The sequence below is a fragment of the Sphingomonas bacterium genome (assembly GCF_903642285.1).
In the GTDB taxonomy this organism is placed as follows: Bacteria; Pseudomonadota; Alphaproteobacteria; order Sphingomonadales; family Sphingomonadaceae; genus Sphingomonas.
Genome location: NZ_CAHJWJ010000023.1, coordinates 1 through 19470 on the forward strand (window position 1 = coordinate 1; position 19470 = coordinate 19470).

At 65.4% G+C, this 19470-nt stretch carries 19 protein-coding genes, 1 tRNA gene and 1 pseudogene; 16 read left to right on the forward strand and 5 right to left on the reverse strand.

The annotated features are described in order from the left end of the window. Positions 1 to 101 precede the first annotated feature (101 nt). Positions 102 to 431 (reverse strand): immunity 53 family protein, encoded by a 330-nt coding sequence (locus tag HUU99_RS11805; RefSeq protein WP_174286786.1) that lies wholly within the window; start codon positions 429 to 431, stop codon positions 102 to 104. Positions 432 to 775: 344 nt separating this feature from the next. Between HUU99_RS11805 and arfB the strand changes: the two genes are divergently transcribed. The 4 genes from arfB to HUU99_RS11825 all read left to right on the forward strand — a co-directional run bounded on the left by arfB (position 776) and on the right by HUU99_RS11825 (position 3578). Beyond that, a complete protein-coding gene (gene arfB / locus HUU99_RS11810; protein ID WP_174286787.1) occupies positions 776 to 1201 on the forward strand; it encodes an alternative ribosome rescue aminoacyl-tRNA hydrolase ArfB in 426 nt (141 codons plus the stop codon). Between the two features lie 289 nt (positions 1202 to 1490). Further along, on the forward strand, positions 1491 to 1982 hold the full coding sequence (locus HUU99_RS11815; protein ID WP_174286788.1) for a GAF domain-containing protein: 492 nt from the start codon (positions 1491 to 1493) through the stop codon (positions 1980 to 1982). A gap of 114 nt (positions 1983 to 2096) precedes the next feature. After that, positions 2097 to 3155, forward strand: coding sequence for an RcnB family protein (locus HUU99_RS11820; protein WP_174286789.1), 1059 nt, complete (start codon positions 2097 to 2099; stop codon positions 3153 to 3155). A 195-nt stretch (positions 3156 to 3350) separates the two neighbouring features. Then, positions 3351 to 3578 carry a hypothetical protein gene (locus HUU99_RS11825; protein ID WP_254603146.1) on the forward strand — a complete coding sequence of 76 codons (228 nt, stop codon included), beginning with the start codon at positions 3351 to 3353 and terminating at the stop codon, positions 3576 to 3578. 23 nt (positions 3579 to 3601) lie between these two features. Here HUU99_RS11825 and HUU99_RS11830 read toward each other — a convergent pair whose 3' ends face one another. From HUU99_RS11830 to HUU99_RS11840, 3 genes are read right to left on the reverse strand one after another with little or no spacing between them, the layout of a single operon-like run. After that, the gene (locus tag HUU99_RS11830; RefSeq protein WP_174286790.1) at positions 3602 to 4870 is read right to left on the reverse strand and encodes a M20/M25/M40 family metallo-hydrolase; all 1269 of its coding nucleotides are present in this window, start codon (positions 4868 to 4870) and stop codon (positions 3602 to 3604) included. 52 nt (positions 4871 to 4922) lie between these two features. Beyond that, positions 4923 to 5381, reverse strand: coding sequence for a Holliday junction resolvase RuvX (ruvX, locus tag HUU99_RS11835; protein ID WP_174286791.1), 459 nt, complete (start codon positions 5379 to 5381; stop codon positions 4923 to 4925). After that, positions 5378 to 6487, reverse strand: coding sequence for a DUF3089 domain-containing protein (locus HUU99_RS11840; RefSeq protein WP_174286792.1), 1110 nt, complete (start codon positions 6485 to 6487; stop codon positions 5378 to 5380). The genes ruvX and HUU99_RS11840 overlap by 4 nt, the downstream gene beginning before the upstream one ends. Before the next feature lie 95 nt (positions 6488 to 6582). Here HUU99_RS11840 and gatC point away from each other — a divergent pair, with 95 nt between their 5' ends. From gatC to HUU99_RS15620, 6 genes and pseudogenes are all read left to right on the forward strand, one after another. Beyond that, the gene (gene gatC, locus HUU99_RS11845; RefSeq protein ID WP_174286793.1) at positions 6583 to 6870 is read left to right on the forward strand and encodes an Asp-tRNA(Asn)/Glu-tRNA(Gln) amidotransferase subunit GatC; all 288 of its coding nucleotides are present in this window, start codon (positions 6583 to 6585) and stop codon (positions 6868 to 6870) included. Further along, positions 6870 to 8366, forward strand: a complete 1497-nt coding sequence (gene gatA, locus HUU99_RS11850; protein WP_174286794.1) for an Asp-tRNA(Asn)/Glu-tRNA(Gln) amidotransferase subunit GatA — start codon at positions 6870 to 6872, stop codon at positions 8364 to 8366. Before gatC ends, gatA begins: the two co-directional genes overlap by 1 nt. An 11-nt stretch (positions 8367 to 8377) precedes the next feature. Beyond that, positions 8378 to 9835, forward strand: coding sequence for an Asp-tRNA(Asn)/Glu-tRNA(Gln) amidotransferase subunit GatB (gene gatB / locus HUU99_RS11855; protein ID WP_174286835.1), 1458 nt, complete (start codon positions 8378 to 8380; stop codon positions 9833 to 9835). 126 nt (positions 9836 to 9961) lie between these two features. Then, positions 9962 to 10765, forward strand: a complete 804-nt coding sequence (locus tag HUU99_RS11860; protein WP_174286795.1) for a hypothetical protein — start codon at positions 9962 to 9964, stop codon at positions 10763 to 10765. A 169-nt stretch (positions 10766 to 10934) separates the two neighbouring features. Then, positions 10935 to 11540 (forward strand): peptidylprolyl isomerase, encoded by a 606-nt coding sequence (locus HUU99_RS11865; protein ID WP_174286796.1) that lies wholly within the window; start codon positions 10935 to 10937, stop codon positions 11538 to 11540. Beyond that, positions 11537 to 11782: pseudogene (locus HUU99_RS15620) on the forward strand (GFA family protein); the annotation flags it as partial. The gene HUU99_RS11865 and the pseudogene HUU99_RS15620, both read left to right, overlap by 4 nt. 146 nt (positions 11783 to 11928) lie before the next feature. Here HUU99_RS15620 and HUU99_RS11875 read toward each other — a convergent pair. Next, positions 11929 to 12138, reverse strand: a complete 210-nt coding sequence (locus HUU99_RS11875) for a hypothetical protein (RefSeq protein ID WP_174286797.1) — start codon at positions 12136 to 12138, stop codon at positions 11929 to 11931. 283 nt (positions 12139 to 12421) lie between these two features. Between HUU99_RS11875 and HUU99_RS11880 the strand changes: the two genes are divergently transcribed. The 6 genes from HUU99_RS11880 (at position 12422) to HUU99_RS11905 (ending at position 19466) form a co-directional block, all read left to right on the forward strand. Further along, positions 12422 to 12506, forward strand: a tRNA-Leu gene (locus tag HUU99_RS11880). A 61-nt stretch (positions 12507 to 12567) separates the two neighbouring features. Further along, positions 12568 to 14259, forward strand: a complete 1692-nt coding sequence (tig, locus tag HUU99_RS11885) for a trigger factor (protein ID WP_174286798.1) — start codon at positions 12568 to 12570, stop codon at positions 14257 to 14259. A 114-nt stretch (positions 14260 to 14373) separates the two neighbouring features. Beyond that, positions 14374 to 15306, forward strand: a complete 933-nt coding sequence (locus HUU99_RS11890; RefSeq protein ID WP_174286799.1) for a glycosyltransferase family 2 protein — start codon at positions 14374 to 14376, stop codon at positions 15304 to 15306. A 55-nt stretch (positions 15307 to 15361) separates the two neighbouring features. Further along, the gene (clpP, locus tag HUU99_RS11895) at positions 15362 to 16051 is read left to right on the forward strand and encodes an ATP-dependent Clp endopeptidase proteolytic subunit ClpP (RefSeq protein ID WP_174286800.1); all 690 of its coding nucleotides are present in this window, start codon (positions 15362 to 15364) and stop codon (positions 16049 to 16051) included. 137 nt (positions 16052 to 16188) lie between these two features. Further along, complete coding sequence (gene clpX, locus HUU99_RS11900) at positions 16189 to 17454, forward strand: ATP-dependent Clp protease ATP-binding subunit ClpX (RefSeq protein ID WP_174286801.1); 1266 nt, start codon at positions 16189 to 16191, stop codon at positions 17452 to 17454. Positions 17455 to 17666: 212 nt separating this feature from the next. Beyond that, positions 17667 to 19466 (forward strand): aspartyl protease family protein, encoded by a 1800-nt coding sequence (locus HUU99_RS11905; RefSeq protein WP_174286802.1) that lies wholly within the window; start codon positions 17667 to 17669, stop codon positions 19464 to 19466. Positions 19467 to 19470 lie beyond the last annotated feature (4 nt).

Consider the following 19470-nt stretch of genomic DNA (forward strand, 5'->3'; position numbering starts at 1 on the left):
TGAAACGACCCATCCGACGCCTCCCGCTAACACCTCACAGCATAGCATATTACGTCGTTTTCACACAGCCTCAGTGGAAAGCGGACGTTCGCGATTAAGGTTCAGCGGTCAGCCCATGAGCGGAACGTCGCGATGAGACGGCCTAGATCGCGCGGGCCGCACCAACCCTTGAAATGCGAGCCCTCAACTCGGCAGACTAACCAAGGTACATCGCCGTCCAGTCCTTGAACCGGCTGCTCCTTTTCTGACACTCCCTCGTAGATTGGCGTGAAAGGCAGGCCGTTTAACGAAGTGTCTTGGAGATCGACTTTCAGGCTCCACCCCGGATTGTCGAGCGTGTCGATGTTCACGCCATATTGATGCTCCCAGTCCTCGTCGCAATGCGCGAGATACCATTGCATCAGCCAAGTTAGATCATCAGGCGTGCTCATGCTCTAATCCTACGCACCCGGCGCGAAGGTCCGCAAGTGGGCGAAACGCGACATTCGCCGCTGTCCTACAGACCACCCGCCATGCCATCCCCGCATAATGCGAGCCCAGGTCAGTCATCCAACCGCCATCGCCACCCCGGCCGCCGCAAGTCCTTGTTTTCACAAGAACTGGAAAGACGAATGGCACACCTCCACTTCCTCCACTTCCGCGGCGATTTCGCCGCGCAGAATCGGGCGGACGCCGCCACTCTCCGATGCGCAACGCAGCACACCGGGCGATCGTCACGCGCACGGCACCAGCGCAGCCGGTAGCGCCGACCGTCCGGTCGTTGTAACCAACCCGCATGGTCGCCATCCCCATCACCCGGTCGATCTGGATCGACGACAGCGAGCTGGCCGAAACCGCCACGCGCTCGGGCGGGGCGGGGGGGCAGCATGTGAACACCACCGACAGCGCGGTCATCCTGCGCTTCGATGTCGCGGCGAATACGACGCTGCCCAATGCGGTGAAGAACCGGCTGGCGACGCTGGCGGGGTCGCGGATGACGATCGACGGCGTGCTGGTCCTGCGTGCCGAGGGATCGCGATCGCAGCATCTGAACCGCCAGGAGGCGCGCGAGCGGCTGGTGGCGCTGATTGCGGAGGCCACCATCGTCCCCAAGAAGCGCCGCCCGACCCGGCCAACCAAGGCCAGCCAGACGCGGCGCGTCGACGCGAAAAAGGGCCGCAGCGCGGTGAAGGCGGGGCGGGGGCGGGTTTCGCACGATTGAGCGACCGGGGTCGGCCACACCGGAAAACCGCTGTCCTACACGGCGCGCATTCGCTCTACCCTCATGGATGGCCGTCGCTCCCACCCGCTTCATCGCATCGCGACCGTGTCGCCTCATCGCAGCAGAACGTTTCGCGCGTGACGTGGCGTGTGGTTCGTCCACTTCCGACCCTTCGCGTTTCCGATTCGACCCAATTGCGGCGGACGAATCGTGCCCCATTCCCATGGCTTCTGTCGCATTCCGGAAGCACCGGTTTTGCTTGTGATCGCGGCGGTTGTAAGGTCGGCCGATGTACGCCTTCGCCATCGCCGCCGGCAGCAAGACCGAACTCTACCGCGACCTCCTCGCCGCAGTCGATGCGTTGACCGCCGACGAGCCCGATGCGGTCGCCAACATGGCCAATGCGGCGGCGGTCCTGTGGCAATATCTGCCCGACCTCAACTGGGCGGGATTCTACCGGATGATCGGCGGCGAACTGGTGCTGGGGCCGTTCCAGGGCAAGCCCGCGTGCATCCGCATCGCGGTCGGGGCGGGAGTGTGCGGTGCGGCGGTGGCGACGGGCGCGACGCAGCGGATCGCGGACGTCCACGCCTTTCCGGGCCATATCGCCTGCGACGCGGCCAGTCGGTCCGAACTCGTCGTACCGATCGTGCGGGACGGCGTGGTGATCGGGGTGCTCGACCTCGACAGCCCGGTGCCCGACCGGTTCGACGCGGCCGATGAGGCGGGGTGCGAGGCGATCGTCGCGCTGATCGCCACGCGAATCGCGCCCATGGGTTGATCCGAATCGGGACACGCAGCGCGCTGGCCACTCCGGTCCGAGATTGGTAAGTGACACCTTAACGTAGACATTTGTTCGGCGCAGGGTGGGGCGTCGGAGATTAGGGAGACACGAATGCGTAGCCTTTTGATCGCCACTGCCGCCATCGCCGCGATGACCGCGGGTCAGGCATCGGCACAGCGCATGATCGCGCATGGACCGGGTGCACCCTATGCGACGCCGAACCAGGACCAGACGATGGCCCCGCCGCCGCCGGCAATGACCCGCACGACGAACTCCGTCGGCCATCCGCACGGCGATCGCTGGGGCAGCAAGGTCGGTGGTCGCTGGTGGGCCGGGGCGAACGCGCCGGGCGGCTGGAACGCCTATCGCCAGCCGCGTCGCGGGTCGCATCTGCCCGGCTATTGGAACTCGTCGCGCTTCTACATCACCGATTGGGCTGATTACGGCCTGTCGCAGCCGCCCTACGGCTATAACTGGGCGCGGTATTACGACGATGCGGTGCTGATCGACGATCGCGGCAGCGTGTACGATACCGTGGGCGGGCTCGACTGGGACGGCTATGGCGACGGCTATGCGGGCAACGAGACGGTGTATTCGGGATCGCCGGACGCCGGCTACGCGCAGGGCGGCGCGGTCCAGCAGACCTATGGCCAGTCGACTTACGCTCCCGACTACGACCGGCATCGCAGCAGCGGCGTCGGCGGGGCGATCGCGGGGGCCGCGGTCGGCGGCATCGCCGGCAATCTGATAGCGGGTCGGGGCAATCGTCTCGGCGGCACGCTGATCGGGGCGGGCGTCGGCGGGATCGCCGGCTATGCGATCGATCGCGGGAGCAGCGGCCCGCATCGTCCCCGCTACGGTGCCGACTATGGCCAGCCGCCCGTCGCACCCGCCTATGCGCCGCCGCCGCCTTCCGGCTACGCGCCGCCCCCGCCGCCGCGCGCCGGCTGGGTCTCGCCCGACGGCACGACGACGGTCACGACCACGACGGGCGGCTATAATGGCGGCGGATCGACGACCACGGTCGTCGTCCAGTCCGCGCCGGTCGTCACCACGACGACGACCGAGATCTACGAGGATGCGGTGACCTATACGCCGCCGCACAAGGTCTGGCGCAAGCGCGTCTGGCACAAGCCGGTGTGGCACAAGCCCGCCTGCGGCTGCCGCTGAGCCACCGGGGGGACGGCCCGACCACGGGCCGCCGGGGATGCCGTCCCGCGCGCCGCACGCGGGACGGCATTTTGGTGTCTCGAACAAGCCTTACTCGACGTTGCGCAGGGACTGGGCACCTTTCTTGACCAGTGTGTTACAAACCTATATCACCGCATAGGTAAACCCGTTTACTGTCATGGAATGGAACGCGACATGACCGATTATATGAGCGCTCAAGAGCTTCCGACCAACGGCGTTTTCAACGGCATCATTGATGGCGATGCGCGCGTAAAGCGCGGCTCAGACCTGGACGTTAAAGGCATTATCAACGGCGACCTGTTCGTGGAAGCAGAATCCAGGGTGCGCGTAAGCGGCATCGTGAACGGCCGCGTCATAAGCGACGGTGCCGATGTGGAGCTGAAAGGCATCATCGGCGGGTAGGGCTATGGAGGCTGCGCACCGCGTCAGTTCCGCGGCGGTCGTCCGGCGAAGCTCACCAGGCTCTCCGACCCGTCCGCGGCCAGCGCGGATACGCCGACGAAATGGTCGTCGACCGGCACCTGCGGCAGGATGATCGTCGTAGCGGTCACGTCGCGCTTGTCGGTCCAGTCCTGCAGATCGTCGCGCCGCCACCGGACGCGGTAGCCGACCGCGCCGGGCACCGCGGCCCACTTCACCGTCGTGTCGCGGGACAGCGCGCCCGACATCGACACGCCACCCGGTGCGGCGGGTGCGCTCGCCAGCCGGACGATCGTCGCCATGTTGATCGCGGTCACCTTCGCCAGATACGCGAAGTCCATGCCGTCGATCGTGTCGCCGTAGACGGTGCCGTTCTCGGTGCGCAGGTCCTGATGCTGGCGGTCCCAGTTCTCCGCCGCGACCGAGAAGCGGACCGCTGGATAGCCGAGCTTCAGGAACGGCTCGTGGTCGCCGCCGCGGCCGAACCGGTCGGGGCGGCGATCGACGAACACGTCGAGACCGCCGGGGATGGTGCCGGCGATGCCGTCGATCGCCTTGGCCAGCGCCCGGCTTGGGCCGTCGTCTTCCCCGCCGTCGGCCCGGCGCGCCTGTTGCTGCGGCAGGTCCTCGGCCGCGCGGATCCCTTCGGAGAACACGCGCACCGTCTTCGCTTCGCGGACGCCGCCCTGGCCGATGCTGTTGCCGATGATGTCGTTGTTGAGCATCGCGGATATCTGCCAGCCGCGCGTCTTCGCGGTTTCGGCGAGCAGCGTGGAGCCCCACAGGCCCTGCTCCTCGCCGGAGAAGATCGCATAGACGATCGTCGCGTCGAAATGCCGCTTCGACAGGATGCGTGCCGCCTCCAGCACCAGCGCGACGCCCGACGCATCGTCGTTCGCGCCCGGTGCGTCGGAGGTGGCGTTCATCTCGTTCGTCACGCGGCTGTCGATATGGCCGCCGACGATGACGACGCGGTTCGGATCGCGGCCCCGCTGGATACCGAGCACATCCTCGACCACCACGCCGTTCGGCGCGCGTGGTCCGGTGAAGCTGCGCGATATGCGATCGACCGTAATGCATCCGCCGCAATCCGCCGCGATCGCCCGGAACCGCGCCGCCGCCCAGTCGCGCGCCGCACCGATCCCGCGCTTCGGATCGGTCGTGGTCGATAGCGTGTGGCGCGTGCCGAAGCCGACGAGCGTCGTGACGGTCGCCTTCATCTGTTGTTGCGACGGGGCGGGAAGGGCGGCGGCGAGGAGAAGGGGGATGAGCATGGACGGATGGTGGCCGGAAACGCATCGCTACTCAAGGGCTCGTTCGGTGGCCCTAAAACGCCGTCAGCGCATCGATCGCGCCCTGCAGGATATACGCCGCCGCCATCTTGTCGACCAGTTCCGCCCGCTTCGCACGGCTTGCATCCTGTTCGATGAGCGTCCGCGTCACCGCGACGGTCGACCAGCGTTCGTCCCATAGCAGCACCGGTGCCAAGTCCTCGATGTTGCGCGCGAAGGCGCGGGTGGACTGGCTGCGCGGGCTTTCGCTGCCGTCGAGGTTGATCGGCAACCCGACGACGATCCCGCGCACCGCCTGAGCGGCAATCAACTGCGCGAGGATCGTCTTGTCCTTCTGGAACCTGGTCCGCCGCACGAGCGTCGCCGGGCTGGCGAAGCTCCAGCCCGCATCGCACAACGCCGTGCCTATCGTTTTGGTACCCACGTCCAGTCCCAATAGCCGTCCACCTTCGGGCAGGATGGCCCTGAACGCGCTGCGATCCCCGGTGATCACCGGTCGTCGAATGCGGCCAGCCGGCGCACGGCGTCCATCCGGACATTGGCCCAGAACAGGCTGTAATCGTACACATGGTAGTTGTTCCCCGGCAGAACGTAGCTGCCGAGGTTGGGCGGTTCCCCGATCAGCAGGAAACCGCGCCCGGCGCAGCGCGCGGGGACCCGGCCGGCAAGGATCGTCGCACTCGACAGGTCGGCGGAGGGATAGAGCGTGCCGAGGTTCGCCGCGGCTGGTGCGGCGGCATCCGGCGTGCCGGTCAGCGGATTGATGCACAGGATGGGCGTATTGATCCGCGGGTGACCGTCGAACCCCGTCGTCGCATCATAGGTGTCGAGGATCAGCGACGGATCGGCGGGCTCGGCAAAGCTTTCCCACGACAGGATGCATCCGGGCTGGTCGGCGGCGGCGCAGGCCGGCAGGCCGAGCGCGCCAAGATCGGCGGTCTTCGAGATCGGCCAGCCGATGACGTAGGCGGCGACGATCCGTTTCGCGAGCGCGGGGTCCTTCGCGACGCGGTCGCGCAGCAGTCGCTCGAGATGGAGCGCGCCCTGACTGTGCCCCGCCAGGATGATCGGCCGGTCGGGATCGACCTGTGTCAGGAACGCGTCGAACGCGGCCGATACGTCGCGGTAGGCAAGGTCGAGTGCTTTCCGTGCATCGGCGACGTCGGTCAGGAATGCGCCGAACGTCGCTTGGCGATAACGGGGGGCCCAGACCTGACCCGCCTCGTTGAACGCACTCGCCTGCCCGCGCAGGAATAGCGCGGCGCGGTCGTTCGCCTCCTTGTCGTCGAGCGGCGCATTCCAGTGATCGCGGGCGAGATAGGAGGTGGGATGAATGAAGAACACCGCGGCTTCGGGCGTTTTGCCGGGCGTGTATCCCGCGGGCACCCATAGCGTCGGATTGTCGGTGATATCCGGCCGCGCGATCCACATCGCCTTGTCGGCATAGGCGGCAGCGTCGATCGGCCGCTCGGCCCTGAAAGTCTCGCGGGGGACCAGCGCCAGCCGCAGCAATTGCGTCCCGTAGAGCCGGTACGCGAACGCCCCCGCGATTACGACGACGATCAGGACGGCGACGGCATAGAGGAACTTGCGGGCCAAAACGCTCTCCGGGGCGGACGGCGCTCCGTGCCCCAGCGCATCACCGCTGGCAATCCGGGTTGCGCGTGGGCGAGCCGCGGTGCTAGCCGCGCATCATGTCCGTAGAACCCGCCACCGTGAAGCGGATCGCGAGCCTTGCCCGCATCGCGATCACCGACGAGGACGCACAGCGCCTCGCCCCCGAACTCGACAACATCATGGGCTGGATCGAACAATTGAGCGAGGTCGACACGACCGGCGTCGAGCCGATGACCGCGGTCATCCCCAATACGCTGCGCCTGCGCGACGATGTCGTGACGGAGGGCGGCATCCGCGATCTGCTTATGAAGAATGCGCCCGAGGCGGAACATGGCTTCTTTACCGTGCCGAAGGTGATCGAATAATGGTCGATCTCACCGACCTGGGCGTCGCCGCGATCCGCGACGGGGTACGCGAGGGCGATTTCACCGCGCGCAGCGTCGCCGAGGCGTTCGTCGCCAAGGTGGCGAAGGCGAAACTGCTCAACGCCTTCATCGTCGAAACGCCCGACCATGCGCTCGCCGCGGCCGATGCGGCCGATGCGGCGCGTGCGGCGGGCGAGGTGCCGAAGCCGCTGGCCGGCGTGCCGATCGGCATGAAGGATCTGTTCTGCACGAAGGGCACCGCGACGACCGCGGCGAGCCGCATCCTCGAAGGCTTCGTGCCGCCGTACGAGAGCGCGGTTTCCGAACGGCTGTTCAATGCAGGCGCGGGGATGCTCGGCAAGCTGAACATGGACCAGTTCGCGATGGGATCGTCGAACGAAACGAGCGCATTCGGCAACGTGATCTCGCCGTGGCGGCGCAAGGGAGCCGACGGGATTGGGAGCAACGCCGCGCTCGCACCGGGCGGATCGTCGGGCGGGTCGTCCGCCGCCGTATCGGCGCGGTTGTGCCCCGGCGCGACCGGCACCGATACCGGCGGCTCGATCCGCCAACCGGCGGCGTTCACGGGCATATCGGGTATCAAGCCGACCTATGGCCGCTGTTCTCGCTGGGGGACGATAGCATTCGCCTCCTCGCTCGACCAGGCGGGGCCGATGGCACGCGACGTGCGCGACCTCGCGATCATGCTGGAAGCGATGGCCGGGTTCGATGCGCGGGACGCCACTTCGCTGCAGCTGGACGTGCCCGGCTGGGAAGCCGGATTATCGGGCGATCTCAAGGGTAAACGCGTCGGTATTCCCAAAGAATATCGGGTCGACGACATGCCTGAGGAGATCGACGCGCTGTGGCAACAGGGCATCGCCTGGCTGCGTGACGCGGGGGCGGAGATCGTCGAGGTCTCGCTGCCACACACCAGATACGCATTGCCGGCCTATTACATCATCGCCCCCGCCGAAGCCTCATCGAACCTGGCGCGCTATGACGGCGTCCGCTACGGCCTGCGCGATCTGCCCGCGGGGGCGGGGTTGCAGGACATGTATGCCGCGACCCGTGCGGATGGGTTCGGGGCGGAAGTGAAGCGGCGCATCCTGATCGGAACATATGTCTTATCTGCAGGCTTTTACGATGCTTACTTCACACAGGCAGCGAAGATACGTACACTGATCGCTCGCGATTTTGAACAGGCATGGGCAAGGTGCGACGTCCTGCTCGCGCCGACTGCGCCGAGCGCCGCCTTTGCTCTAGGTAAGAAGTCCGCCGATCCGCTCGCAATGTACCTCAACGACGTGTTTACCGTGCCTTCGTCGCTTGCCGGTCTGCCGGCGATGAGCGTGCCCGGCGGCGTCGACAAGGACGGCCTGCCGCTCGGGCTGCAGATCATCGGCAAGCCATTGGACGAGCAGGGCGTATTGAACGCGGGGCTGGCGATCGAGCAGCGGGCAGGGTTCGTGGCGCAGCCGGAGGCGTGGTGGTGAGCGAGGGAACGATGACGGACAGCTACCGCATCCACGGCGAAACCGGCGAATGGGAGGTTGTGGTCGGCCTTGAGGTGCACGCGCAGGTGACGTCCAACGCCAAGCTGTTTTCCGGCGCATCGGCGACGTTCGGGGCGGAACCCAATACGCAGGTGTCGCTGGTCGATGCCGCGATGCCGGGAATGCTGCCGGTGCCCAATGGCGAATGCATCCGCCAGGCGGTGCGAACGGGCATGGCGATCGATGCGGAGATCAACCGGTGGTCGCGGTTCGACCGGAAGAATTATTTCTACGCCGACCTGCCGCAGGGTTACCAGATCAGCCAGCTCTATCACCCGCTGGTCGGCGAAGGCGCGATCGAGATCGAGGATGGCAATGTCACCAAGGTCATCGGCGTCGAGCGGATCCATGTCGAGCAGGATGCCGGCAAGCTGATGCACGACCAGCATCCGACGCGATCCTATGTCGATCTCAACCGGTCGGGCGTCGCGCTGATGGAGATCGTCAGCCGGCCGGACATGGCGTCACCGGCGCAGGCAGGCGCGTATCTGCGCAAACTGCGCGCGATCCTGCGTTATGTCGGGTCGTGCGACGGCAACATGGAAGAGGGGTCGATGCGCGCGGACGTAAACGTCAGCGTGCGCAAGCCGGGCGCAGAGCTGGGCACGCGGACGGAGACGAAGAACGTCAATTCGGTCCGCTTCGTCATGGCGACGGTCGAGCACGAGGCCCGACGGCAGGTCGGCGTGATCGAGGGCGGGGGGACGATCGTGCAGGAGACGCGGTTGTTCGATCCCGACAAGGGCGTGACGCGGTCGATGCGATCCAAGGAGGACGCGCATGATTATCGTTATTTTCCCGATCCCGATCTGTTGCCGCTCGAACTTGACGACGCGTTCCTGGAGGCCTGTCGCGCATCGCTGCCGGAACTACCCGATGCGAAGCGGAAACGGTATGAGAAAGCGGGCGTAACCCGTTATAATGCCGACGTCCTCACCGCCGAGGTCGAAACCGCACGCTGGTTCGACGCCTTGGTGGAAACCGGCGCGCCTGCGGGGCCGGCGTCCAATTGGGTCACGTCAGAACTGTTCGGCGCGCTCAATCGGGTCGGCAAGACGATCGCCGATAGCCCGGTGGCGCCGGCGCAGGCGGCGGAACTGCTTGCGCTCGTCGCCGACGGCACGCTGTCGGGCAGCCTAGCGAAGCAAGTGTTCGAGGTGATGCTGGAAACGGGAGACGCACCAGCGAAGATCGTCGAGGATCGCGGGCTGAAACAGACCAGCGATACCGGCGCGATCGAGGCGGTCATCGCCGAGGTCATCGCGAAGAACTCCGGCCAGCTGGCGCAATATCGCGGTGGCAAGGAGGCGCTGTTCGGTTTCTTCGTCGGGCAGACAATGAAGGCGACGGGCGGCAAGGCCAACCCCGCGGTGGTCAACCAATTGTTGAAAGCCGCGCTGCAGGGATAGGTTCATTTCTGGTCGCGGTTGTGCGTTGACCGAAGCCGCGTCGGCGCGCTCAATAGTCTCTCGCACGCATCGTGAGGGCTATGGTTACCCATCGCCTTGCTTGTCGCGCGAGCGAAGGGGGCATTCATGGTACGGCGTCGGTTGTTTTCCTTGGCGGTCGCGCTGGGATTATCGTCGGCGGCGTCGTCGCAAAGCTTCGACAACAAGAGCGTCGTGGCGCTCCATAACGCGGGATTGGGCGACAACACGATCATTGCCAAGGTGAACGGGCTACCGTGCGATTACGACGTGTCGACCGACGGTCTGATCGCGTTGAAGCGAGCCGATGTCTCGGACGACGTGATCGCGGCGATGGTCGCGCGCTGCTCGGCATCTCCGCATCTACAGAGCGTCGGTGCAGGCTCTGCCGACCCGGTGGCCGCGCATCCACCGGGAATTTATGTCATGCAGGACTGGCTCGGCACCCCACAGATGCAGCTGATGCGGCCATCCAAGGCGAGCGGCATCAAGGTCACCGGCAACGGCAGCATCCTGCTGCCCTATGTCGGCAAGCTGGTGCTGCCGGACGAACACAGCCGTGTCGGGGTCAAGACCCATCGTCCGGTCTTCTATTTCTATTTCCTCGCCGGCGACCGGAAGGTCAGCGATTTCGGCACCCCGGACTCGGTCGCAGCCCAGTCCCCCGACGAATTCACCCTGGTCCGTTTCAAGGTTAAGAAGAACGAACGGGAAGTCGGTACCGGAAAGGTCTCCGCCTATAGCAGCCGCAGGGGCATCGATACCAGGGACGCGATCCGGTTCGAAACGAGCGAGGTCGGCGAGTCCGCATTCAAGGTGAGCGCATCGCAGGACCTGGAGCCGGGCGAATATGCGTTTGTCCTGACGGGGGCGAACGGGACGGCGCGGGTGTATGATTTTACGATCGCGTAGCCTTGCGTCGCCGTCACCCCGGCCGTGAGCTGTGCCCCGCTTCTTCTTGTCCGCCGAAAAAGCGGGACCCCGGGTCTAGCCCGGAGTGACGGAGGCTGGCCTGCGGACGGGTGCTACGGCCCATCCGATGTCGCTTCACCAGGTAGTTCGAGCGCGCTAGATATTGGCGATGACGAAATGGTTCGCTGCGCTCTTGCTCGCCCTGATAGCCGCGCCCGTGCAAGCGCAGCAACCGGCGATCGACCCGTCACTGCCGCGGGTCGCGATCGACACCACCGCGGGCCGGTTCATCGTGACCGTGGAGGTGATGAAAGCGCCGATTACCGCGGCCAATTTCCTGCACTATGTCGATCAGCATCGGCTCGACGGCGTCGTCTTCTATCGGACCGTCAAGGTCGCCGACCATTTCGGCTTCGTGCAGTTCGGGGTCGACAACGATCCCAAGCGGGTGCTGCCGCCCATTGCACATGAGCCGACGACACAGACGGGGCTACCGCATATCGACGGTACTCTGTCGCTCGCACGGCTGGCACCGGGGCCGGGGCGGGGCGACTTCACGATCGGCGTCGGCGATCAGCGCTATCTCGATGCCGATCCGACCAAGCCCGGCGACAATCTGGGATATGCCACTTTCGCGCGCGTGACCGAGGGGATGGATGTCGTCCTGAAGATCTTCGACGCGCCCGTTTCCCCGACAAAGACGCAGCGCGGCGCATTCAAGGGCGAAGTGCCCGAGACGCCCGTCACCGTCATCACGGCCCGCCGACTGCCATGACGACGCGGCGCGCCAGCTGCCGCTGCGGTCAGCTGACCGCCGTCATCGAGGGCGATCCGGTACGGCTATCGGTCTGCCATTGCGGCGCTTGCAAATTGCGGACCGGCGGCGCTTTCGCCGCCCAAGCCCGCTTCCCGAAGGACGCAGTCACGATCGCGGGCAAATGGAATGTCTGGGAACGCATGGGCGGTAGTGGCGCGAAGGCTTCGTATCGCTGGTGTCCTGATTGCGGCGCGACCTTGGCGTACGTCAACGAGGGGATGGACGATGTGATTGCGATCTCGCTCGGCGCGATCGTCGACGGGCCTCGGCTTCTCGATGTACGAGAACCGAGCACTGCCCTGGGTGGAGATCGTCGGCGAGGATGTCGTCCGCGACTGACGAATTGCTACTGCGCGTCGTCGTCCTGGTTCTTCGTCACGCCGCCGGTTCCGCCAATGCCGTCGGGCAGGCCGGGCTCGGTAATCGTCTCCGGTTCGGGCCCGCCTTCGCCGCGTTCGATCGCATCGGATCGTGCCTCGACCTCTTGTTCCAGGTCGCTTCGAGGGTCCTTTTCCTCGCGAATGCGGCGGGCGTCTTCCATGTCGGTATCGGTCATATGTCGGTCCTTCAGATTTCCGCAGGCTGCGCAGTGCCGGGGTCGGTAGGTATGGTGCCTGGGGAGGGCTGGTCGAAATCGGGGCCGATCGGTGCGATTTCGGGGGGCGGGGCGTCGGGCTGGACCGGCTGGCTATCGGGCACGGGGCTTTCTAGGGGCGGCTGGGTGGCCATCTTCTGCTCTCCTTCGTTCGTTCAACGATCGCATCGTCGCGCGGTTGCGTCGCCGTGCTTGCCCCGGACAGCTTCGCTGGTATAGACGCGCGCGTTCGACGGTGCCTCTCGCGGGCGTGGCGGAACTGGTAGACGCAGCAGGTTTAGGTCCTGCCATCGCAAGATGTGGGGGTTCGAGTCCCTTCGCCCGCACCAGTCCCGCGCGAAAGCGCGGGGTCCACGGCACCCGACATATTCTCCTGATTGAAGGTTTCCCATGCAGACTGTCGAGACGTTGAACGAGGGCCTGAAGCGGGGCTATACGCTGACCATCACTGCGCGCGAGATCGACGCGAAGGTGGACGGGGAACTGAAGCGCTTGGCACCGCAGATCCGGATGCCCGGCTTCCGCCCCGGCAAGGTGCCGACCAACCTGGTGCGCAAGATGCACGGGCCCGCGCTGATGCAGGATGCGCTGAACACCGCGATCCAGGAAGGCGTCCAGGGCCTCGTCGCCGAGAAGCAGTTGCGTCCCGCGATGCAGCCTGCGGTCGAGCTGGCCGAGGGTTACGAACCCGGCAAGGACGCCGCGATTGCGGTGTCGATGGAAGTGCTGCCGCAGGTCCCGACGCCGTCGATCGACGCCCTGAAGCTCGAGCGGCTGACCGTGCCCGTCGGCGACGAAGCGGTGGACGAGCAGCTGAAGACCTTCGCCGACCAGCAGAAGAAATGGGACGAAGCGGCCGAGGATCACGCCGCGGCGATGGGCGATCTCGTCACGATGGACTTCGTCGGCAAGGTCGACGGCGTGCCGTTCGATGGCGGTACGGGTGAGGACATGGCGGTCGAGCTTGGCACCGGCCGGCTGATCCCCGGCTTCGAGAAGCAGGTGGTTGGCGTAAAGGTGGGCGAAGAGCGCCAGATCAAGGTCACCTTCCCCGGCGATTACGCGGCGGAAAACCTGAAGGGTGCGGCGGCGACATTCGATCTGGTCATCAAATCGGTGAAGACCGCCGGCGAGAGCGCGATCGACGACGGTCTCGCCAAGTCGCTTGGACTCGAAAGCCTGGAGAAGCTGCGCGAATTGCTGAAAGGCCAGATCGAGCAGCAGCATAACGGGCTGACCCGCACGCATATGAAGCGAAAGCTGCTCGACCAGCTGGCGGAGGGCCACGATTTCGAGGTTCCGCCGTCGATGGTGGAGGCCGAGTTCGACCAGATCTGGCAGCAGCTCGATCACGAGGCCGGGCATGAGGCCGACCCCGAGGCGGCGCGCGCGGAAATGGAGACCGACCGCGCCGATTACCGCAAGATTGCGGAGCGTCGCGTTCGCTTGGGGCTGTTACTGTCCGAGATAGGCCAGGCGAACGGCGTCGAGATCACCAACCAGGAAATGAACCGGCTGATCGCGCAGGCCGCGCAGCAATATGGGCCCGAAGATCGCAAGCGCTTCATCGAATATGTCCAGGCGGAACCGATGGCCGCGGCGCAGCTTCGTGCGCCGCTGTACGAAGACAAGGTCGTCGATTTCCTGTTCGGGAAAGCCGCGATCACCGACCGCGAGACGACTCGCGAGGAACTGGAAGCCGCGATCGAGAGCGAGGATGGTTTCGCGACGGGCACGCATTCGCATGACCATGACCATGACCATGACCATGACCACGAGCCGAAGAAACCCGCCGGGAAGACGATCGAGGCAACCGACGAGGTCGCGGCGCAGCCGGTGACCGAGAAAGCCGGCAAGCCCGTGAAAAAGGCCGCGACGAAGCCTGTCGCGAAGGGCGATGCCGCGGGTGCGGTCATGGAGCCCGCCCCGGTGAAGCCGGCTACGAAGAAGGCGGCACCGGTCGACGTCGAGACGGCGCTGCTGGAGTCCTCGCCGGTCGCGGCGGAAGCGGCCGAGGGGACCGAGGCTGCCGACGCGCCGGTCAAGAAGCCGCGGGCGAAGAAGGTGAAGGCGGAGGGGTAAGCCATCCGTCATGCCGGACTTGATCCGGCATCCATCGTGCCGCAAACCAAACGGCCGTCGAATGTGCGGCACGATGGACCCCGGCTCAAGGCCGGGGTGACGGAGAGAGAGGCCTTGACCGAACCGACCATCGCCGTCCTGCTACCTTGCTATAACGAGGAAACCGCGATCGCGCAGACGGTTACGGGGTTCCGTGCCGCGCTGCCGACCGCGACGATCTACGTCTACGACAACAACAGCAGCGACCGGACCTGCGAGATCGCCGCGGCGGCGGGTGCGGTCGTCCGGCGCGAGCGCATCCAGGGCAAGGGTGCCGTCGTCCGGCGGATGTTCGCCGACGTCGATGCCGATATCTATGTGATGGCGGACGGCGATGCGACCTATGACGCGGCGGCCGCGCCCGGGCTGGTCGACCGGTTGCTCGACGAACAGCTCGACATGGTCGTCGGCAGTCGCATCCACGAGGCGGCGGAGGCGTATCGTCGCGGGCACCAGTTCGGCAACGCGTTGCTGACCGGCATGCTCGCGCAACTGTTCGGCCGCAGCTTCACCGACATCCTGTCGGGCTACCGCGTCTTTTCGCGCCGTTACGTGAAGAGCTTTCCCTCGCTCAGCGCCGGGTTCGAGATCGAGACCGAGATCAGCGTCCATGCGCTCGAACTGAAGATGCCGATCGCCGAGGTCGAGGCCCGGTATTTCGCGCGGCCCGAGGGGTCGATGTCCAAGCTGAGCACGTACGGCGATGGCTGGCGTATCCTGCAGACCATTGTCACGCTCTACCGGATCGAGCGGCCGTTGTGGTTCTTCGGGGCAATCGGCGGCATCTTCGCGCTGTTCGCGCTCATCCTCGGCGTGCCGCTGGTGCTGACCTATCTCGAGACGCATCTGGTGCCGCGATTTCCGACTGCGATCCTCATCACCGGGCTGGGATTGTTCGCCGCGCTGAACGTTTTCGCCGGCTTGATCCTCGACACCGTCGTACGCGGGCGGCGCGAGGTGCGGCGGCTGGCCTATCTGGCCTATCCGGCACCCCGTCGCAGCACTTGAACAACCAGCGCCAAACGCCGATGTTGGCGGTTCCGAGGGCATAAGAGAGAATTCCATGCACAACCCGTTCGACACCGGCGATTTCGCGCGGCCGCTGGCCAATGCCGGCATCGCCCTGCAGCAGACGCAGGCGGGGCTCGTTCCCATCGTCATCGAACAGTCGAATCGCGGGGAGCGCAGCTTCGACATCTTCAGCCGGCTGCTGCGCGAACGCATCGTCTTCGTGACGGGCGGCGTCGAGGACGGGATGGCGTCGCTCATCACGGCGCAATTGCTGTTCCTTGAGTCGGAAAACCCGAAGAAGGACATCTTCATGTATATCAACTCGCCGGGCGGGGTGGTCACGGCGGGCATGGCGATCCATGACACGATGCAATATATCCGCCCGCGCGTCGGCACGGTCTGTATCGGGCAGGCGGCGTCGATGGGTAGTTTTCTGATGTCCGCGGGCGAAAAGGGGATGCGGATGGCGACCACCAATTCCCGAATCATGATCCATCAACCGTCGGGCGGCGCGCAGGGCATGGCGTCGGACATCGAGATCCAGGCGCGCGAGATTTTGCGGATGCGTCACGATCTTAACACGTTGTACGCCAAGTACACTGGCAAGCCGCTGGAGGAAATCGAGCGCGCGATGGACCGCGATAAGTTTATGTCCGCCAAGGAGGCGCAGGAATTCGGGCTGATCGACGAGGTGTTCGACAAGCGCCCGGCCCCGGCGGACGACCTGGCGAAGGCGGCTTGATAGGACGCAGCGAGCGATCTTACGCGACCAGACGTTCGCATTAGCCATCATTGGCCGTTGAAATGTGACGGAGCCGGGTTACGATGCCCGGCCAAAGCGGGCCGCGCGACCCGAAACTCGCGGCGAAAGGTGATTGAATGCCGAAGCTTGATGGTGGCGACTCGAAGAGCACTTTATATTGTTCGTTCTGCGGCAAGTCGCAGCACGAGGTTCGCAAGCTCATCGCCGGTCCCACCGTGTTCATTTGCGACGAATGCGTCGAACTGTGTAACGACATCATCCGCGAGGAGACGAAGTCCGCGCTGGTGTCGAAGAAGGACGGCGGCGTGCCGACCCCGCAAGAGATCTGCAACGTCCTCGACGATTACGTGATTGGCCAGAAGCGCGCCAAGCGGGTGCTATCGGTCGCGGTGCACAACCACTACAAGCGCCTGAACCACGGTCAGAAGGGCGCGGATGTCGAGCTGGCGAAGAGCAATATCCTGCTCGTCGGACCGACCGGTTGCGGCAAGACGCTGCTCGCTCAAACCCTTGCGAGAATCCTCGACGTGCCGTTCACGATGGCGGACGCAACGACGCTGACCGAGGCCGGTTACGTCGGTGAGGATGTCGAGAACATCATCCTGAAACTGCTCCAGGCGAGCGATTACAACGTCGAGCGCGCGCAGCGCGGTATCGTCTACATCGACGAGATCGACAAGATCAGCCGCAAGGCCGAAAACCCGTCGATCACCCGCGACGTGTCGGGCGAGGGCGTGCAGCAGGCCCTGCTGAAACTGATGGAGGGCACCACCGCGTCGGTGCCGCCGCAGGGCGGGCGCAAGCATCCGCAGCAGGAGTTCCTGCAGGTCGACACGACCAACATCTTGTTCATCTGCGGCGGTGCATTTAGTGGCCTCGAAAAGATCATAGGCGACCGGTTGCAGGGAAAGTCGATCGGCTTCGGCGCTTATGTTGCGGCCCCCGAAGAGCGCCGGACGGGTGAACTGCTTCGTTCGACCGAGCCCGAGGATTTGCTGAAGTTCGGGCTGATCCCGGAATTCGTCGGGCGTCTGCCGGTTATCGCGACGCTCGAGGATCTCGATATCGATGCGCTAGTGAAGATTTTGTCCGAGCCGAAGAACGCGCTGGTGAAGCAGTATCAGAAGCTGTTCGACATGGAGCAGGTCGACCTGAACTTCACCGACGACGCGCTTGTGCAGGTCGCCCGCAAGGCGATAGAGCGCAAGACGGGTGCGCGCGGGCTTCGCTCTATCCTCGAATCGATCCTGCTGGACACGATGTTCGAACTGCCGGGGATGGACGGTGTGGACGAGGTGATGATCGACAAGGACGTGATCGACGGCCGCAAGGAACCGATTCGCGTCTATGCCGAAAAAAAGAAGACCGGCGACGCGGCATAGCGTCGCGCCGATCTGGTGGCGCATATTGCCGGTCCCCCGCGAACGCGGGGGTCCAGGGACACACAAGCGATGACCTGCGTTACCCTTGGCTCCCGCATTCGCGGGAGGCCCTGCCGGAATGACTCTGGAACTGCTTATCGCCGTTCGGCTCTTCACGATGACCTTCGCGTGACCTAGCATACTGCCCGGACGCGGCGGGAGATGGTGGGGTGATGCGTGCATTGATGACTGTCTCGGCGATCGGTGTCCTGGCCATGTCGGCCCCCGCGCTTGCCGAAACCAAGTGCACGGTCGGCCAGCTCATGGAATTCCCGGTGACCATGGTCGGGCTGAAACCGATGGTGACCGCGACGGTCGACGGTCATGAGGCGCGCTTCACGATCGACAGCGGTGCCTTTTACAGCACGATCTCGCCGGGCACCGCAGCCGAGCTTGGCCTGCATCTGTCCAGCGCCCCGGCCGGTTTTCACTTGCGCGGGATCGGCGGCGAGGCGACGAACACGCACGTCGGCACGGTCAAGACGCTGTCGGTGGCCGGTCATGATTTCCACAACGTGCAATTCCTAGTGGCCGGCAGCGAAGTCGGCGGTGCCGGCTTGCTCGGACAGAATTTCCTCGGTCTGGCAGATGTCGAATATGATCTGGCGGGGGGCGTCGTCCGGCTGATGCGGTCGCATGATTGCGACCGGGCGAATCTCGCCTACTGGGTGGCGGTGGGCAAGCCGGTGTCCGAACTGTCGATTGAGCCGCTGCTCGACGCGCGCAATCATACCAAGGGCACGGTGACCCTGGACGGGACGAAGATCGACGCGACATTCGACACTGGTGCGGGTCAGACCCTGCTGTCGACCACCGCGGCGGCGCGGGCAGGCGTTCGGCCGAATAGTCCTGGGGTTACCCCTGCGGGCTATAGCCGGGGACTGGGCCGCAAGTTCGTCCAGACCTGGATCGGCACCTTCAACGAACTGACCATCGGTGACGAGAAGATCCAGAAGATCCGCCTGCGCTTCGGGGATATGAGCGACGGCGGGTTCGACATGCTGATCGGCGCGGATTTCTTTCTGTCCCACCGCGTCTATGTCGACAATCATCGGCACCGGCTGTTCTTCACCTATAATGGTGGACCCGTGTTCGATCTGAAGACCAGGCTGCCCGCGGCGGAAAGCGGCACCGACGCGCCGCCCGCGGCCCAGCCGGTCGCGAGTGCGAGTGCGACACCCGCGGCGGTGCCGACCGGAGCACCGATGACGGCGGAGGCGTTCGCTCGTCGCGGCGCGGCCGAGACGTCGCGGCGCGACTTCGCCGCGGCACTGGCTGATCTCGATCGTGCGACCACGCTTGCGCCGGACGATGCGGACTATCGTTACCGGCGTGCGGTCATATTGACCGAAAGCGGCAAGTTGCCGGCGGCGCGGGCGGATGTCGATCGTGCGCTGACGCTGCGGCCGGGCCATGTCGATGCATTGATGCTGCGCGCCACGCTCCGCTTCATGGCGCGCGATCGCGACGGCGCACGGGCGGATCTGGACGCGATATCCGCGGCGGTGGCGAAGCCCGCGGATGTCCGGCTCGCGCTCGCGAACCGGTATTCGTCGCTCGGGGCGGAGGCCGCGGCGATCGAGCAGCTCGATCAGTGGATCGCCGCGCATCCCGACGACAGCCGCCTGCCCGGTGCGCTCAACTCGCGGTGCTGGGCGCGGACGATGGCGAATGTCGCGATCGACGACGCCATCGCGGACTGCAATAGATCGCTGCGGCTGCGCCCGCACATCGCCGCGACTTTCGACTCGCGCGGGCTTGCCTATCTGCGGCGCGGCGACCTCGATCACGCCGCGAAGGATTTCGAGGCTGCACTAGCGATCGACCCGAAAATGGCCTGGTCGCTGTACGGGCGCGGGATCGTCCGGTCGCGCGGCGGCGACAAGGTCGGCAGCGACTCGGACATCGCCGCAGCGGTCGCGATCCGGCCGGGGATTGCGAGCCAGGCCGAGCATTACGGGATCAGGCCGTAGCGTC

What these genes read in the sequence shown, in the direction of transcription:
- HUU99_RS11805 (WP_174286786.1), bottom strand. Translation starts at nt 431, where the DNA reads ATGAGCACGCCTGATGATCTAACTTGGCTGATGCAATGGTATCTCGCG.
- arfB (WP_174286787.1), top strand. Translation starts at nt 776, where the DNA reads ATGGTCGCCATCCCCATCACCCGGTCGATCTGGATCGACGACAGCGAG.
- HUU99_RS11815 (WP_174286788.1), top strand. Translation starts at nt 1,491, where the DNA reads ATGTACGCCTTCGCCATCGCCGCCGGCAGCAAGACCGAACTCTACCGC.
- HUU99_RS11820 (WP_174286789.1), top strand. Translation starts at nt 2,097, where the DNA reads ATGCGTAGCCTTTTGATCGCCACTGCCGCCATCGCCGCGATGACCGCG.
- HUU99_RS11825 (WP_254603146.1), top strand. Translation starts at nt 3,351, where the DNA reads ATGACCGATTATATGAGCGCTCAAGAGCTTCCGACCAACGGCGTTTTC.
- HUU99_RS11830 (WP_174286790.1), bottom strand. Translation starts at nt 4,870, where the DNA reads ATGCTCATCCCCCTTCTCCTCGCCGCCGCCCTTCCCGCCCCGTCGCAA.
- gatC (WP_174286793.1), top strand. Translation starts at nt 6,583, where the DNA reads ATGTCCGTAGAACCCGCCACCGTGAAGCGGATCGCGAGCCTTGCCCGC.
- gatA (WP_174286794.1), top strand. Translation starts at nt 6,870, where the DNA reads ATGGTCGATCTCACCGACCTGGGCGTCGCCGCGATCCGCGACGGGGTA.
- gatB (WP_174286835.1), top strand. Translation starts at nt 8,378, where the DNA reads ATGACGGACAGCTACCGCATCCACGGCGAAACCGGCGAATGGGAGGTT.
- HUU99_RS11860 (WP_174286795.1), top strand. Translation starts at nt 9,962, where the DNA reads ATGGTACGGCGTCGGTTGTTTTCCTTGGCGGTCGCGCTGGGATTATCG.
- HUU99_RS11865 (WP_174286796.1), top strand. Translation starts at nt 10,935, where the DNA reads ATGACGAAATGGTTCGCTGCGCTCTTGCTCGCCCTGATAGCCGCGCCC.
- HUU99_RS11875 (WP_174286797.1), bottom strand. Translation starts at nt 12,138, where the DNA reads ATGACCGATACCGACATGGAAGACGCCCGCCGCATTCGCGAGGAAAAG.
- tig (WP_174286798.1), top strand. Translation starts at nt 12,568, where the DNA reads ATGCAGACTGTCGAGACGTTGAACGAGGGCCTGAAGCGGGGCTATACG.
- clpP (WP_174286800.1), top strand. Translation starts at nt 15,362, where the DNA reads ATGCACAACCCGTTCGACACCGGCGATTTCGCGCGGCCGCTGGCCAAT.
- clpX (WP_174286801.1), top strand. Translation starts at nt 16,189, where the DNA reads ATGCCGAAGCTTGATGGTGGCGACTCGAAGAGCACTTTATATTGTTCG.
- HUU99_RS11905 (WP_174286802.1), top strand. Translation starts at nt 17,667, where the DNA reads ATGCGTGCATTGATGACTGTCTCGGCGATCGGTGTCCTGGCCATGTCG.